Origin of the sequence: Pseudomonas sp. NFACC04-2 (assembly GCF_900119265.1) — a bacterium.
Classification (GTDB): domain Bacteria; phylum Pseudomonadota; class Gammaproteobacteria; order Pseudomonadales; family Pseudomonadaceae; genus Aquipseudomonas; species Aquipseudomonas fluorescens_AA.
The window spans coordinates 1-12,593 of sequence record NZ_FPJC01000035.1; the positions used below are offsets into that span (position 1 = coordinate 1).

The window sequence follows — 12,593 nt, forward strand, 5'->3', positions numbered from 1 at the left end:
AGCAATGCCGGAGTGAGGGCACACCGAGCCTAGGCGAGGTGCCGAGTGGTGGGGCAAAAAGCGTTTTGCTTACTTTTGCGCTTCTCAAAAGTGAGCCGCTGTAAGAGCGGAACCGTCAGTGGCCGTTACCGCAGAAATGGATATACATACGAACCAAAAAATCCAAAACAAACTAGAACAGATAGCCTATGTAAATCGCAGCGCCACCACCGGCCTGCAAACCAGCGTTTATACCGGCCATGACCACCGCCCCCTTGGCCGACTTCGCCAATCGCTGGTTGACCAAGGTAGAAGCGATGAGCGAGGTCGCCGGGTTGGAACTCAGTGCCATCGACAAGGCCAGCAACTTGGGATCAAGCCCGAACAACAGCGCCGTGGCCGAACCGCCGATTCCCAGGCCCACCCCGACTTCGGTGTACATGCAAGGCCCGGTGATGTCGTCACTGGTCAGGTCGCGACTGACCAACGCATCGCTGACAAACACCTTGCCGGTGCTGGGAAATGCCTCCGCTGCCCCCGCCCCACCAACACTCTTACCCTTGATCTGGATGTTGATCTTGCCGAAACGCGGCAGCCGCGCGCCAAATCCGGCACCTACCCCGACGCCGCCGTAGCGGTAGCTGATGTCCTCGCCCTGGGGCGAACGCAGGATGATCGAACCGCCGCTGCCCGCCACCATGACCACGGTCAGGCCGCCACCGCTAGCGGTCTGATACTGCCAGCGACTTTCATTGACCGGGATCGGGATGTTGTAGCTCATACGTTTAAAGTCCTTTATGTGAATGAACCGCACCGCGACCGCGCTGACGGATAGCTTTTGCCAGCCCCACAAGCGTGAACACCAGACCGATAAGACCCAGGCCCCCGGAAGTGCCCCACAGCGCGCCCGAGTCATCAACGATGGCGCTGTTGGCCGGCTGCTCGGGCAGGTAATGCACCCGCACCGGCTGACCCTGCTGATAGCCGAAGATGAAGCCGCCCTGGGGGTAGGAGATTTTTTCACCACTGCTCGTGGTGAAGGCGATCTCAGGATGCGAACCACCGGCATTCAAGTGGCTGACGATGCCATCGGCGGTCTGTGCGCGGTCGAGAAACTCACGTCGCTCAAGCGTGAGATTGATGGCAATGCTCAACAGGCCGATACCAATCAGGGCAAACAGCAGGCCCAGCAATATCTTCCCGATGTGTGATGGGGTGTCGTTAGCCATGGCTTGTCTCAGTGTTCGTCCATGAAGAGGGCGATCAGAATAGCAAGAAGCGGCGCTATGCCGCACCTCCCGAAAATCATTCCCGCAATCGCACGACGCCAGGAGATGACCCTCAGTGGCGAGTGGTGATAAACACCCTGATCGACTACCATGCCGATCGCCGGTTCCCCCACGGGACTAATAGGGAATCCGAGATGCTCGCATGGCATCAAACGGAACTGCCCCCGCAACTGTAGGTGCTGAGCCTGCTCCTCAATGGCCACTGGGATTGCCCCGGGAAGGCTGGAGCCAGGCGATGACGCATCAGTCAGGAGACCTGCCGGCCAAGTCAATCACTAACCGGCGGGGTGTCCGGGAAGGGCATCCTTGCGTTGCGCGTCACTGGGCCGATCGGCACTTCAGTGCTTCAGCGGCAGCGTTCGATGGTGTGTTTTCCAGTCCGTCCCTGCTCGTGTACGGTCAACTGGAGTTTGTCTCATGCTGCTGCCGCGCCTTGCCCCCCTCGTCGTTGCCCTGGGTCTGCCGAGCCTCGCCCACGCGGCCCCGACTCACTATCCCCTGACCCTCGAGAATTGCGGCAGCACGCTGACCTTTGAGCAGTCCCCCAGTCGCGCCGTGACCATCGGCCAGGCCGGCACTGAAATGCTCTATGCCATGGGGTTGAGCGACAAAGTGGTCGGCACTTCGCTCTGGTTCAACGATGTGCAGGTGAAATACCAGGCGCAGAACGACAAGATCGAACGCCTGGCCGATAACGAGCCGAGCTTCGAGGCGGTGATCGGCAAACGCCCGCAACTGGTGGTGGCGGAACTGGAGTGGACGGTCGGCCCCCAAGGCGTGGTCGGTACCCGCGAGCAGTTTCACGAACTGAAGATCCCCACCTACCTGATGCCCTCCGACTGCGAGGCCAAGGATAATCTGGTCGGTGCGGATGGCACGCGACTGGAGGCGTTTCGCATCGACAGTATCTACAAGAGCATCAGCCAGTTGGCTGAAATCTTCGACGTACAAGAGCGTGGCCAGCAGTTGAACGCCCAACTCAAGGCCAGCCTGGCGAAGTCTATCGCCACGGTGCAGGCCAAGGATCTGAAACAGACGAGCGCGCTGTTCTGGTTCTCCAGCGCCAGCCTGGATATCGATCCCTATGTGGCTGGGCACAAAGGCGTTCCTGACTTCATGCTCAGTACCCTGGGTGTGCGCAACGTGATCGAGTCCGACGAGGAATGGCCGACCGTCGGCTGGGAAACCATCGCCAAGGCCAATCCGACCTTCCTGGTCATTGCCCGCATGGACCGCCGACGCTTTCCGGCTGATGACCATGAAAAGAAGCTGCAATTTCTGCGCAGTGACCCGGTGACCCGCAATATGGACGCGGTGAAAAACAACCGCATCATCATTCTCGACGCCATGGCCATGCAAGCCAGCATCAGAATGTTCGGCGGCCTGGAAACCCTGGCGACGGCCATCAGCGGCTACGACCTGCCGAAATGACTTCGACGCTGATTCGAACGTTGCTGGCGTTGATGACGCTGCTCCTGGCAGTGATTGCCGGTGTGGCCATCGGTGAAACGAGTATTGAACCGAATGTGGTGTTCCAGGTGCTGGCCAACAAACTGTGGGCCGCAGGTTATGCCCTCGACCCGATAGACGAAGGCATCGTCTGGAACTACCGACTGACCCGTGCGCTGGTGGCGGCGGCCTGCGGTGCGGGCCTGGCGACCTGCGGGGTGATCTTGCAATCGCTGTTGCGTAACCCGTTGGCGGATCCTTACCTGCTCGGCATCTCCGCCGGGGCCTCGACAGGCGCGGTACTGGTGGCGCTACTGGGCATTGGGGCGGGGCTGATTTCGTTGTCGGTCGGGGCCTTTATCGGGGCCGTTGCCGCGTTCGCCTTGGTCGTTTTGCTGGCCCGTGCCAGCCGCTCACCCGCTGGCACCGGGCAGATCATCCTGGCGGGCATTGCCGGTTCGCAGTTGTTCAATGCGCTCACCGCGTTTCTGATTACCAAGTCCGCCAGCTCCGAACAAGCTCGCGGCATCATGTTCTGGTTGCTGGGAAATCTCAGCGGGGTGCGTTGGCCGTCGGTGTGGCTGTCGGTGCCCGTGGCATTGATCGGTCTCGCGGTGTGCCTGTGGCATCGGCGGGCGCTGGACGCCTTTACCTTTGGCGCCGACTCGGCCGCCTCCCTTGGCATTCCGGTACGCCGGGTGCAATTTCTGCTGATCAGTTGCGCGGCACTGGTAACAGCGGTGATGGTATCGATTGTTGGCTCCATCGGTTTCGTCGGGTTGGTCATTCCCCATGCCGTGCGTTTGTTGCTGGGCACCCGGCATGCGCGCCTGTTGCCGGCGAGTGCGCTGGCTGGCGCGGTATTCCTGATCGCCGCCGATGTCTTCTCTCGAACGCTGATCAAAGGCCAAGTGATCCCGGTCGGCGTTATCACGGCACTGGTGGGCGCTCCGGTGTTCGCGTTGATCCTGATCGGTCGGAGCAATGCCCGATGAATGCCGTCAGCTCTGTTATCGGCGGCTCCGTGCTGAGTTGTTCCGGCCTCGGGTTCCATGTGCGCGACGCCGAGTTGTTGCACGATATCCACCTGGACATCCGCCGGGGTGAAACCCTGGGCCTCGTCGGGCCCAACGGTTCGGGAAAATCCACACTGCTCAAACTGCTGGCGGGCGTGCGTACGCCCAGCCGGGGCGACATTCGCCTCAACAACCTGCCCCTCAAGACGCTGGCACGGCGAACCGTCGCGCAGACCCTGGCCGTGGTTGAGCAACAGGCCGACACACTGGATGCGATCAGCGTGTTCGATGCCGTTGCCTTGGGTCGAACGCCGTGGCTGTCAGCCTTGAGTCCGTGGTCACACGAAGACGTCGCCATCGTCCAGCAGGCGCTGTGGGACGTCGATGCGGCGCACTTGAAAAACCGCACCTGGCACAGTCTGTCCGGCGGTGAACGCCAACGTGTTCACATCGCTCGGGCCCTGGCCCAACGTCCGCAGATTCTATTGCTGGACGAACCGACCAATCACTTGGATATCCAGCATCAGCTCGCCATCCTGAACGTTGTGCAAGCGCTACCTGTCACGACGGTCATCGCCCTGCACGACCTGAACCAGGCGTTAACCTGTGATCGCCTGGCGGTACTGGAACGGGGCCGGTTGGTGGCGCTAGGCAAACCTCTTGAGGTGCTGACCCCGCAACGCTTGCAGGATACGTTCGGCGTGCACGCCCATTACCTGATCGACCCTTTCGACGGCGCGCAGATCCTGCGATTTCGTTCCGTTTGACTGAATCTCGGGGTTCGGAAAAAACCGAACCCATGCAAGAGCCGGGACTCAGCCAAGCGACGGGGCGAGTCCAGAAGATAAAGCCGACACATTGGCCCGCGCCGCGTGCAGTTTCTTGTAGCTGTCGATCAGGCGCAGGTGTCTATCGAGCCCCTCCAGCTTCATGCTGGTCGGCGCCAAGCCATGGAAGCGCACGCTGCCGTCCACCGAGCCGATCGCCGCATCCATTCGCTCGTTGCCAAACATCCGGCGGAAATTGGCCTCGTAGTCTTCCAGTTCCAGGTCTTCATCCAGCTTCATCTCCAGCACCACATTCACGGCCTGGTAGAACAACCCACGCTCCACCGTGTTGTCGTTGTACTGCAAGAAAGTTTCCACCGCTTCCTTCGCCTCTTCGAACTGCTGCAAGGCCAGATAGATCAGCAGCTTCAACTCCAGGATCGTCAACTGGCCCCAAGCCGTGTTGTCATCGAACTCGATGCCGATCAACGTGGTGATGTCGGTGTAGTCGTCCAGCTCGCTTTCCACCAGACGCTTGACCAGCGCTTGCAGTTCGTCTTCGTCCAGGCGATGCAGGTTCAGGATGTCGGCGCGGAAAAACAGCGCTTTGTTGGTGTTATCCCAGATCAGATCGTCCACGGGATAGATTTCCGAATAGCCCGGCACCAGGATACGGCACGCTTTCGCGCCGATATGCTCGTAGACCGCCATGTACACTTCCTTGCCCATGCCTTTGAGAATGCCGAACAAGGTCGCGGCCTCCTCGGCGTTCGAGTTTTCACCCTGGCCGGAGAAGTCCCACTCCACGAATTCGTAATCTGACTTGGCACTGAAAAAGCGCCACGACACCACGCCGCTGGAGTCGATGAAGTGCTCGACGAAGTTATTCGGCTCGGTCACCGCATGACCTTCGAATGTCGGCTGGGGCAAGTCGTTGAGGCCTTCGAAACTGCGGCCCTGCAACAATTCGGTCAGGCTGCGTTCCAGTGCCACTTCCAGGCTCGGGTGTGCGCCGAACGAGGCAAACACCCCGCCGGTACGCGGGTTCATCAACGTGACACACATCACCGGGAATTCGCCCCCCAGGGAGGCATCCTTCACCAGGACGGGGAACCCTTGCTCTTCCAGCGCCTGAATACCGGCCATGATTCCCGGGTACTTCGCCAGCACGTTGGCCGGTACATCGGGCAGTGCAAATTCACCTTCGATGATCTCGCGTTTGACCGCGCGCTCGAAAATCTCCGACAGGCATTGCACCTGAGCCTCGGCCAGGGTGTTACCGGCGCTCATGCCGTTGCTCAGGAACAGGTTTTCAATCAGGTTGGACGGAAAATACACCACCTCGCCGTCCGACTGACGTACGTACGGCAGCGAGCAGATACCGCGCTCTTCATTACCCGAGTTGGTGTCGATCAGGTGGGAGCCACGCAGCTCGCCGTCGCGGTTGTAGATTTTCAGGCAGTACTCGTCGAGGATTTCCGCCGGCAGCGCATCTTTACGACCAGGCTTGAACCAGCGTTCATCCGGGTAATGCACAAACGCCGCGTTGGCGATGTCTTCGCCCCAGAACTGATCGTTGTAGAAAAAGTTGCAGTTCAGACGCTCGATAAACTCGCCCAACGCCGACGCCAGTGCGCTCTCTTTGGTCGCGCCCTTGCCATTGGTAAAACACATCGGCGAGTGGGCGTCGCGAATATGCAGCGACCACACATTGGGGACGATATTGCGCCACGAAGCGATCTCGATCTTCATGCCCAGGTCCGCCAAAATACCCGACATATTGGCGATGGTCTGCTCAAGCGGCAGGTCCTTGCCGGCGATATAGGTGCCGGTTTGGGAAACCGAATTGGGCATCAGCAACGCCTGGGCATCGGCGTCGAGGTTGTCCACTTCTTCAATGACAAACTCAGGCCCGGCTTGCACGACCTTCTTCACCGTGCAACGGTCGATGGAACGCAAAATGCCTTGGCGGTCTTTGTCGCTGATATCCGCCGGGAGCTCGACCTGGATCTTGAAGATCTGGTTGTAGCGATTTTCCGGATCGACAATATTGTTCTGCGACAGGCGAATGTTTTCGGTGGGAATATTGCGCGTCTGGCAATACAACTTCACAAAGTAAGCCGCGCACAACGCCGATGAAGCCAGAAAGTAATCGAAGGGCCCGGGGGCCGAGCCATCGCCTTTGTAGCGGATAGGTTGATCGGCCACCACCGTAAAGTCATCAAACTTGGCTTCAAGTCGAAGGTTGTCGAGAAAGTTGACCTTGATTTCCATACGGGATTACCAGCATAACGAGCAAAAAATAGGCGGCCATTATCCGCTTTTTCAATCGGAAGTCTTGTGCTTTAGCCCTTCCTCGCCGGTGGGTTGACTCACCAACGGCAACCTCACCACGAACTCGCTACCCTGGCCATCCCCCGCACTCTTGCCGATCACCGTGCCGCCGTGGCTTTCGACCAACTCGCGCACCACCGTCAGGCCAATGCCCAGGCCCGCGCCATTGAACCCGATGGCATGAACATCCTGTACAAAAGGCTCGAAGATGAACGGCAGTGCCTTGGGCGAGATACCGATGCCGGTATCGCGGATGCTTATCTCCACTGTGTCGCTTTCGACGGTGACCGAAAGTACGACGGTGCCGCCTGCCGGGGTGTACTTGGCCGCATTGCCCAGCAGATTGCCGAGAATCTGCGCAAGCCGCACCGGATCGCCGTTCAACGACAAGGCACATTCGGGCAGTTTGGCAATGAAATGCAGGTCCCTGGAGAGCATGACCGGCTTACAGATGTCCATGGCCTCATCAATGATCTGCAGCAGATCGATCCTGTGGCAATCGAGACGCAGCTTGCCGGTCTTGACGCGAGAGACGTCAAGCAAGTCTTCGACTAAACGGGACATATGCCGCACCTGGCCTTCGATCAGCGTCTGCATGCGCGGCAGTTCCTCGCTGGGCACCCGCACCAGTCGGCCGGCAATCATGCTGATAGGGGTCAGCGGATTGCGCAATTCATGGGCGACCAGGACGAGAACGTTACGTTGACGCTCTAGCGCGCGTTCGGCCGAGGTCCTCAGGTGTTGCGCACTGAGGGCGGCGATGACCAGGAGCTCATTGGCTTCGCGCATATCCAGGTACAACTGTTGTTCGACCGGCGTGGTGTTTGACTTTTGCGCCTCGGACTGGGCCGACAGGATCGCCAACACCAATTGTTGGTTGGCCTCGATCAATTGCTCGATCTGTCGCTTGTCGGCGAGCTGGGTGTTGGCGTCGCCCAGTTCCTTGTGCAACGCCGCCAGCACCGCCCGCGCCTCCACGGTTTTCTGGCCGAGCAGGAACAGCTCGCGAGCGACCGTAGTCATCGCTTGCTCATCCCGGCCATTGGCCTCATCCATTATTCTGACTCATTCACTGTCGTTGACAGCACGCTGCCGGGTAGGCCGGCCGCCGAGCAATCCCTCCTGGTCCGGCAACATTTCACCGATCTGCAAACCGCCGTCATCGATGCGATACAGGCGTAATTCATCGGAATGGGCGCTGGCCCGCACCTTGACCACCGCCATGATGCGCAATAAACGGCTCTGCACTTCAATGTAGCGCTGGACGATGATGGCGTCGGTGAGAAACGCCGTGCCGTAAGGGCTGAAGCGCAAGTCGGTGTAGCGGTCTTCCAGCTCCGAGGTCAGCAAGACAGTGACGCCAGCACTGGTCAACGCCGTGACCATGCGCGACAGCGACTCGCGAAAGTCCTCGCGAAAGGTCGGCGCCAGCGCCAGTTCGAAGCCCGACAGCGAATCAATGACCACCCGGGTCGCGTTCAGGCGGGCGATCTCGCCCAGCAGCAGGTGCACGATTTCGTCGATGGACAGGTCCGGCGCCCGGCTATCCACCAGCCCGACTTTCCCGCATTGAATCAAGTTGGCGAGCGTGGCGTTCTGGGAATGATTGGGACGTTGTTCGAATACCGCGATCACGCCGGTTTCGCCATTGCGCGCACCTTCGGCGAGGAAGGAGGCCGCCAGAATGCTCTTGCCCGAACCGGACGGGCCCGCCACTAACAGCGAATAACCACGTGGCAAGCCACCACCAAGCATTTCATCGAGCTGCGGCACGCCCATGGCCAGGCGCTTGATGGGGAATTCCAGCGGGGCTTCGACCGGGTTGAGCGGCGCAGGGGCAAAGACCTTGATCCCCGACGTGGCGATACGGAAGGTGTGCAAGCCCGGCAGCGTCGGCTGGCCGCGCATCTTCATGATTTCCATCTTGCGCACCATGGAGTTGCGCTGAACGCTCTGGCGCAGCCAGATCAGCCCATCGGCCACGGTGAAAATCGGGTTGGTATCGGCTTCGGTGAAATACTCGCCGACCAGGAACGTCGTGGCCTGCCAGGTGGTCATCAGCATGCCCAGTTGCTGGACGAACTGCGGCAGGTTGTTATTCGGGTTGTCCTGGGTCTGGCTGGCCAGCACCACCGAACGGAACGAGTCAACGAACACCAGCGCCGGGGAGTGAGCCTCCACCTCGCTGACAATGCGCCGCAGCACCTCGTCCAGGTCCCCGGCCAGGGTGTCGTCAGCCAGATTGACGTAACGGATCGATTGATTGATCGCTTCGCTGTCGAAGAAATCGAACTGCTGCTGATAACGCAGCATCTTCAGTGGCGGCTCGCCCAGCACGGTAAAAAACAGCGCGGGACGCTCGGGGGTCGCCAGGGCAAACATCATCTGGTGCGCGAGGGTGGTCTTGCCGCAACCCGGCGGACCGGCGATCAGATTGAACGAAAACTCCGGCAATCCTCCGCCCAAGACCTCGTCCAGTCCTGGCACGCCGGTGGCCAAGCGGTTGATAGTCACTTTGGTGCTCATGGCGAATTTTCCTGCGAAGGGGTGTCGCTCAAGGAAGGTTCCCACACGCCACGAAGCAAACGTGCGGTGAGCGAGGGCCCGATCAGCGTGGTCAGCAACTCGTAGAAGATGGTCAGCAACATTTCACCGAAAAACAGCGCATCGGCCTCGCTTTGCTCAACGAGTACGGATTTAAGGGCAGTCAGCACCTGGCCGGCCTGCACCCTGTCGCAGGGGCTGGACAGACGCGGATGATTGGTCCCACACAGATGCAAACTGCGGCGATAAAGCGCAGCAACGCCTTGTTGACCAATGACGGGCGTGAGGGCCGCCTCTATATCCTGCAAAATTGAAATGATCGCGTGGGCGGTCTTTGCAATGTCAGCGTTGGGGCCAACGCGGTGCGTCAGAGAAGCTACGATCTGACGGCTCTCTTCGCTTAGCGTGGACATGGCTAACTGATATCCGATGGGCAGATATCGATAGTACACCCTCAAGAGCGTTATCGAGGCCCCATCGGTCAAAGCAATGCAATTGCGATCACTTACGATCAGTCAAACCAGCCCGGCCAAGCGCTGAAACAGAAAATCCCCGTCAACATTGGCTGATACGGGGATTTTGCATCATTACATTACAGATTCGCCTGGAGCCGGCTGGAAAACCACTAACCCCTTTTGACTTTGAAACGACCCAGCACACGCTGCATCAGTGAGGCTCGCTCCGAAAGGTCCTTGGCCGCCACCGCGCACTCTTGTGAGTTGGACTGGTTTTTCTGCGTCACTTCATCGATCTGTTCCAAGCCGATGCTGGCCTGCTGCAAGCCCGAAGCCTGCTCGCTGGAGGCCTGGTAAATCAGCGAAACCAGGTTGGAAACCGCGCTGGTGCCATGAACGATGTTTTTCAGCGATTCGGCGGTCCGGCCGGCGATGATCATGCCGCGCTGGGTCTTGCTCGATGAATCGGCGATCAATGCCGCCGTCTGCTGGGCGGCCTCGGCGCTGCGGGCGGCCAGGCTGCGTACTTCGTCGGCGACGACGGCAAAACCGCGCCCAAGCTCACCCGCCCGGGCGGCTTCGATGGCCGCGTTCAACGCCAACAGATTGGTTTGAGCGGCAATATTGTCGATGGTGGTGATGATCGCGGTGATGTCTTTGCCCGAGTTGTCGATTTCGGCCATGGCGGCAATCAGTTCGCTCATCAACTTATCGCTCTCCCCCGCATCGGCCCGTGATGCCTGGGATTGCTCATCGGCTTTCTTGGCGTTGGCGGCGTTGTCCCGGGTCTGCGCAGCCATTTGCGTCATCACCGCGCTGATTTCGGTAATGGACGACGCGGAATTCGACGCACCATCGGACAACGATTGGCTCAGATCGGTGACCTGCGCCGAGCTGCCGGTAATCTGGGTGGCACTGGTCTGCACCTCGGAAATCAGCTGGTTCAGGTTGCTGACCATCTTCTCCAGTGACTTGCCAAGGGTATCGTGGGGCGAAGACAAGCGGACCTCCAGGTCCAGATCCCCTTCGGAAATACGCTCGGCCACCCTCACCTGCCGTTGCAGGCTTTCGGACATGTCATTGAGTGCGGCAGACAGTTGCCCGACCTCATCCTCGGATTGCTGCACCAGGCGGCGCGAGAAATCCCCCAGGCTGATGTTGGCGGCCAACGCCGCGGCCTCGCGGATCGGCCCGACGATTTTCGCCGTGGCGAACCAGAGGGCGACCAACGCCAACAGGGAAATGCCCAGTCCTACCGACACTTGCCAGATGCTGTTGTTGATGCTGCGCGCTTGCAACTCCTGCTCCAGGGCGATGGCCTGGGCCATGACCACGGCCTTGGGCAAGCGAATCAGCACCGCCCAGGGCTTGCCCGTACGACCGAGGGCAATGGGCATCAGTACTTCGATATTCTGGGTTTGCGGATTGAGCAGACCGTCACCCCGACCGCCCTGGATATCGCTGAGCACTTTTTCCCAGGAGTCGGGTAACAAGGCCTTGATCGGCTGGCCGATCAGGTCGGTGCGCTGGCTGTCCGCGACCACCAAGCCCTGGTTACTCAGGATCGAAACCGTGCCTTTGCCGCCGTAGAGCTCGGCAGACATTTGCTCACTGAGTTTCTGGATAAAGGCGATATCGAAGTCAGCCCCGACCACACCATAGAACTTGCCGTTGGCCACGATTGGCACCGACAGGGTGGTCAGCCAGACGTTCTTGCCCTGAACCACATAGGGAATGGGATCGAGCACGCTCTCCTTCAGGGTGTCGCGCGGGCCACTGTACCAGCCACCCTTGGGCACGCCGTTGGGATGACGATCCGGGGAGTCATACTCGACCAGCGGCTGCACCGCGACATGACCGTCGGCGCTGCGAGTCCAGTAAGGCGTGAAGCGTCCGGTCAGGGGATTATTGCCATCGGTAGCATTACGGAACGCGGGATCCTGGCCGTCCAACGCATTGGGTTCCCAGCAAGAGTAGGTACCGTTGAAGTCCGGATTGTCCTTGAGGATGCTGAGCAATACGCTGTTGATCTGCTCACGCCCCAACGCCAAGGGACTTTGCGCGGCCTTGCTGGCGGCAAAGGTGTTGGCCATGGTGCGGGCCGCGTCCAGGGCATTCTGCAGCTTGGCCTGGATGGCATTGGCACGGGACTCGGCCAGGTTCTGGATTTCCCGGATCGTTGACTGTTCAACCAGCGCCGAGACTTCGGAAGCGACATATTGCTCATTGGTCCGAGCGGTGAAGAGCCCGTAGACAACCAGGCTGATGGATGAAACAAACAGGCAAATGCCTGCCGTGACACAAATGCGTGCCTGCAATGACTTGAACTTCATATCATCCCCTGCCTGATTCTATTTATTGCCAACGCTAGAGACGACGGTCTCTAACTTATGCACGACGCGGCAAATAACAATCGATCAACGGCTGTTTACGCTGTCCACAAGGCAGTCGCCTTGAAAGGGCACAGCGATACAGCACTTTAAGTATTTGAAACGTGGCAGGTTGGGGCGTAAATCCGCTCTATCCACCTGAAAAGCAGCTAGAGGTATTCAAATCAAGAATCGAAGGCCTTAGGTGCCAGGGCAGTAAGGGCGATAGATGGAAGAATGTGCGATCCCTGCTTTTCCAGTAACCCTGGGGTCACTCTTGAATAATCTCGCAGAATCCATTCAGACCAATAACCACAACGGCAAATTAACACGGTCGACTTTTATACAAAATCGAACTTAGGCGTTATACAAAACAGTACTTTGGTCGTAA

The 12,593-nt window shown here is 59.3% G+C and carries 10 protein-coding genes, 1 pseudogene and 1 riboswitch; of the genes and pseudogenes, 3 read left to right on the plus strand and 8 right to left on the minus strand.

Going from position 1 to position 12,593, the window contains the following annotated elements; all coding sequences use genetic code 11:
- Positions 1-172: 172 nt before the first annotated feature.
- Together BT125_RS27115 and BT125_RS27120 are read right to left on the minus strand one after the other, a co-directional pair.
- The gene (locus BT125_RS27115) at positions 173-760 is read right to left on the minus strand and encodes a hypothetical protein (RefSeq protein ID WP_072412117.1); all 588 of its coding nucleotides are present in this window, start codon (positions 758-760) and stop codon (positions 173-175) included.
- A 4-nt stretch (positions 761-764) separates the two neighbouring features.
- Positions 765-1,208: a DUF3592 domain-containing protein gene (locus BT125_RS27120; RefSeq protein WP_072412119.1), complete on the minus strand. Its 444-nt coding sequence runs from the start codon at positions 1,206-1,208 to the stop codon at positions 765-767.
- 144 nt (positions 1,209-1,352) lie between these two features.
- Positions 1,353-1,547: riboswitch (cobalamin riboswitch) on the plus strand.
- Between the two features lie 138 nt (positions 1,548-1,685).
- On the opposite strand from BT125_RS27120, the gene BT125_RS27125 reads away from it, so the two are divergent.
- From BT125_RS27125 to BT125_RS27135, 3 genes are read left to right on the plus strand one after another with little or no spacing between them, the layout of a single operon-like run.
- The gene (locus BT125_RS27125; protein ID WP_072412122.1) at positions 1,686-2,699 is read left to right on the plus strand and encodes an ABC transporter substrate-binding protein; all 1,014 of its coding nucleotides are present in this window, start codon (positions 1,686-1,688) and stop codon (positions 2,697-2,699) included.
- Positions 2,696-3,712, plus strand: a complete 1,017-nt coding sequence (locus tag BT125_RS27130) for a FecCD family ABC transporter permease (RefSeq protein ID WP_072412124.1) — start codon at positions 2,696-2,698, stop codon at positions 3,710-3,712. The genes BT125_RS27125 and BT125_RS27130 overlap by 4 nt, the downstream gene beginning before the upstream one ends.
- Positions 3,709-4,500 carry an ABC transporter ATP-binding protein gene (locus tag BT125_RS27135; RefSeq protein ID WP_072412126.1) on the plus strand — a complete coding sequence of 264 codons (792 nt, stop codon included), beginning with the start codon at positions 3,709-3,711 and terminating at the stop codon, positions 4,498-4,500. The genes BT125_RS27130 and BT125_RS27135 overlap by 4 nt, the downstream gene beginning before the upstream one ends.
- 48 nt (positions 4,501-4,548) lie before the next feature.
- Here BT125_RS27135 and BT125_RS27140 read toward each other — a convergent pair whose 3' ends face one another.
- The 6 genes and pseudogenes from BT125_RS27140 to BT125_RS30145 all read right to left on the minus strand — a co-directional run.
- Complete coding sequence (locus BT125_RS27140) at positions 4,549-6,774, minus strand: OsmC domain/YcaO domain-containing protein (RefSeq protein ID WP_072412128.1); 2,226 nt, start codon at positions 6,772-6,774, stop codon at positions 4,549-4,551.
- Positions 6,775-6,825: 51 nt separating this feature from the next.
- Positions 6,826-7,890 carry a sensor histidine kinase gene (locus BT125_RS27145; protein WP_072412130.1) on the minus strand — a complete coding sequence of 355 codons (1,065 nt, stop codon included), beginning with the start codon at positions 7,888-7,890 and terminating at the stop codon, positions 6,826-6,828.
- A gap of 9 nt (positions 7,891-7,899) precedes the next feature.
- Positions 7,900-9,360: an ATPase domain-containing protein gene (locus BT125_RS27150; RefSeq protein WP_072412132.1), complete on the minus strand. Its 1,461-nt coding sequence runs from the start codon at positions 9,358-9,360 to the stop codon at positions 7,900-7,902.
- Positions 9,357-9,791, minus strand: coding sequence for a hypothetical protein (locus tag BT125_RS27155; RefSeq protein WP_072412161.1), 435 nt, complete (start codon positions 9,789-9,791; stop codon positions 9,357-9,359). Before BT125_RS27155 ends, BT125_RS27150 begins: the two co-directional genes overlap by 4 nt.
- A 212-nt stretch (positions 9,792-10,003) precedes the next feature.
- Positions 10,004-10,909, minus strand: coding sequence for a methyl-accepting chemotaxis protein (locus BT125_RS30140; RefSeq protein WP_371857833.1), 906 nt, complete (start codon positions 10,907-10,909; stop codon positions 10,004-10,006).
- Positions 10,904-12,166 (minus strand): annotated as a pseudogene (locus tag BT125_RS30145) (HAMP domain-containing protein); the annotation flags it as partial. The pseudogene BT125_RS30145 and the gene BT125_RS30140, both read right to left, overlap by 6 nt.
- Between the last annotated feature and the right edge of the window lie 427 nt (positions 12,167-12,593).

What these genes read in the sequence shown, in the direction of transcription:
- BT125_RS27150 (WP_072412132.1), bottom strand. Translation starts at nt 9,360, where the DNA reads ATGAGCACCAAAGTGACTATCAACCGCTTGGCCACCGGCGTGCCAGGA.
- BT125_RS27115 (WP_072412117.1), bottom strand. Translation starts at nt 760, where the DNA reads ATGAGCTACAACATCCCGATCCCGGTCAATGAAAGTCGCTGGCAGTAT.
- BT125_RS27130 (WP_072412124.1), top strand. Translation starts at nt 2,696, where the DNA reads ATGACTTCGACGCTGATTCGAACGTTGCTGGCGTTGATGACGCTGCTC.
- BT125_RS27140 (WP_072412128.1), bottom strand. Translation starts at nt 6,774, where the DNA reads ATGGAAATCAAGGTCAACTTTCTCGACAACCTTCGACTTGAAGCCAAG.
- BT125_RS27155 (WP_072412161.1), bottom strand. Translation starts at nt 9,791, where the DNA reads ATGTCCACGCTAAGCGAAGAGAGCCGTCAGATCGTAGCTTCTCTGACG.
- BT125_RS27145 (WP_072412130.1), bottom strand. Translation starts at nt 7,890, where the DNA reads ATGGATGAGGCCAATGGCCGGGATGAGCAAGCGATGACTACGGTCGCT.
- BT125_RS27125 (WP_072412122.1), top strand. Translation starts at nt 1,686, where the DNA reads ATGCTGCTGCCGCGCCTTGCCCCCCTCGTCGTTGCCCTGGGTCTGCCG.
- BT125_RS30140 (WP_371857833.1), bottom strand. Translation starts at nt 10,909, where the DNA reads ATGTCCGAAAGCCTGCAACGGCAGGTGAGGGTGGCCGAGCGTATTTCC.
- BT125_RS27120 (WP_072412119.1), bottom strand. Translation starts at nt 1,208, where the DNA reads ATGGCTAACGACACCCCATCACACATCGGGAAGATATTGCTGGGCCTG.
- BT125_RS27135 (WP_072412126.1), top strand. Translation starts at nt 3,709, where the DNA reads ATGAATGCCGTCAGCTCTGTTATCGGCGGCTCCGTGCTGAGTTGTTCC.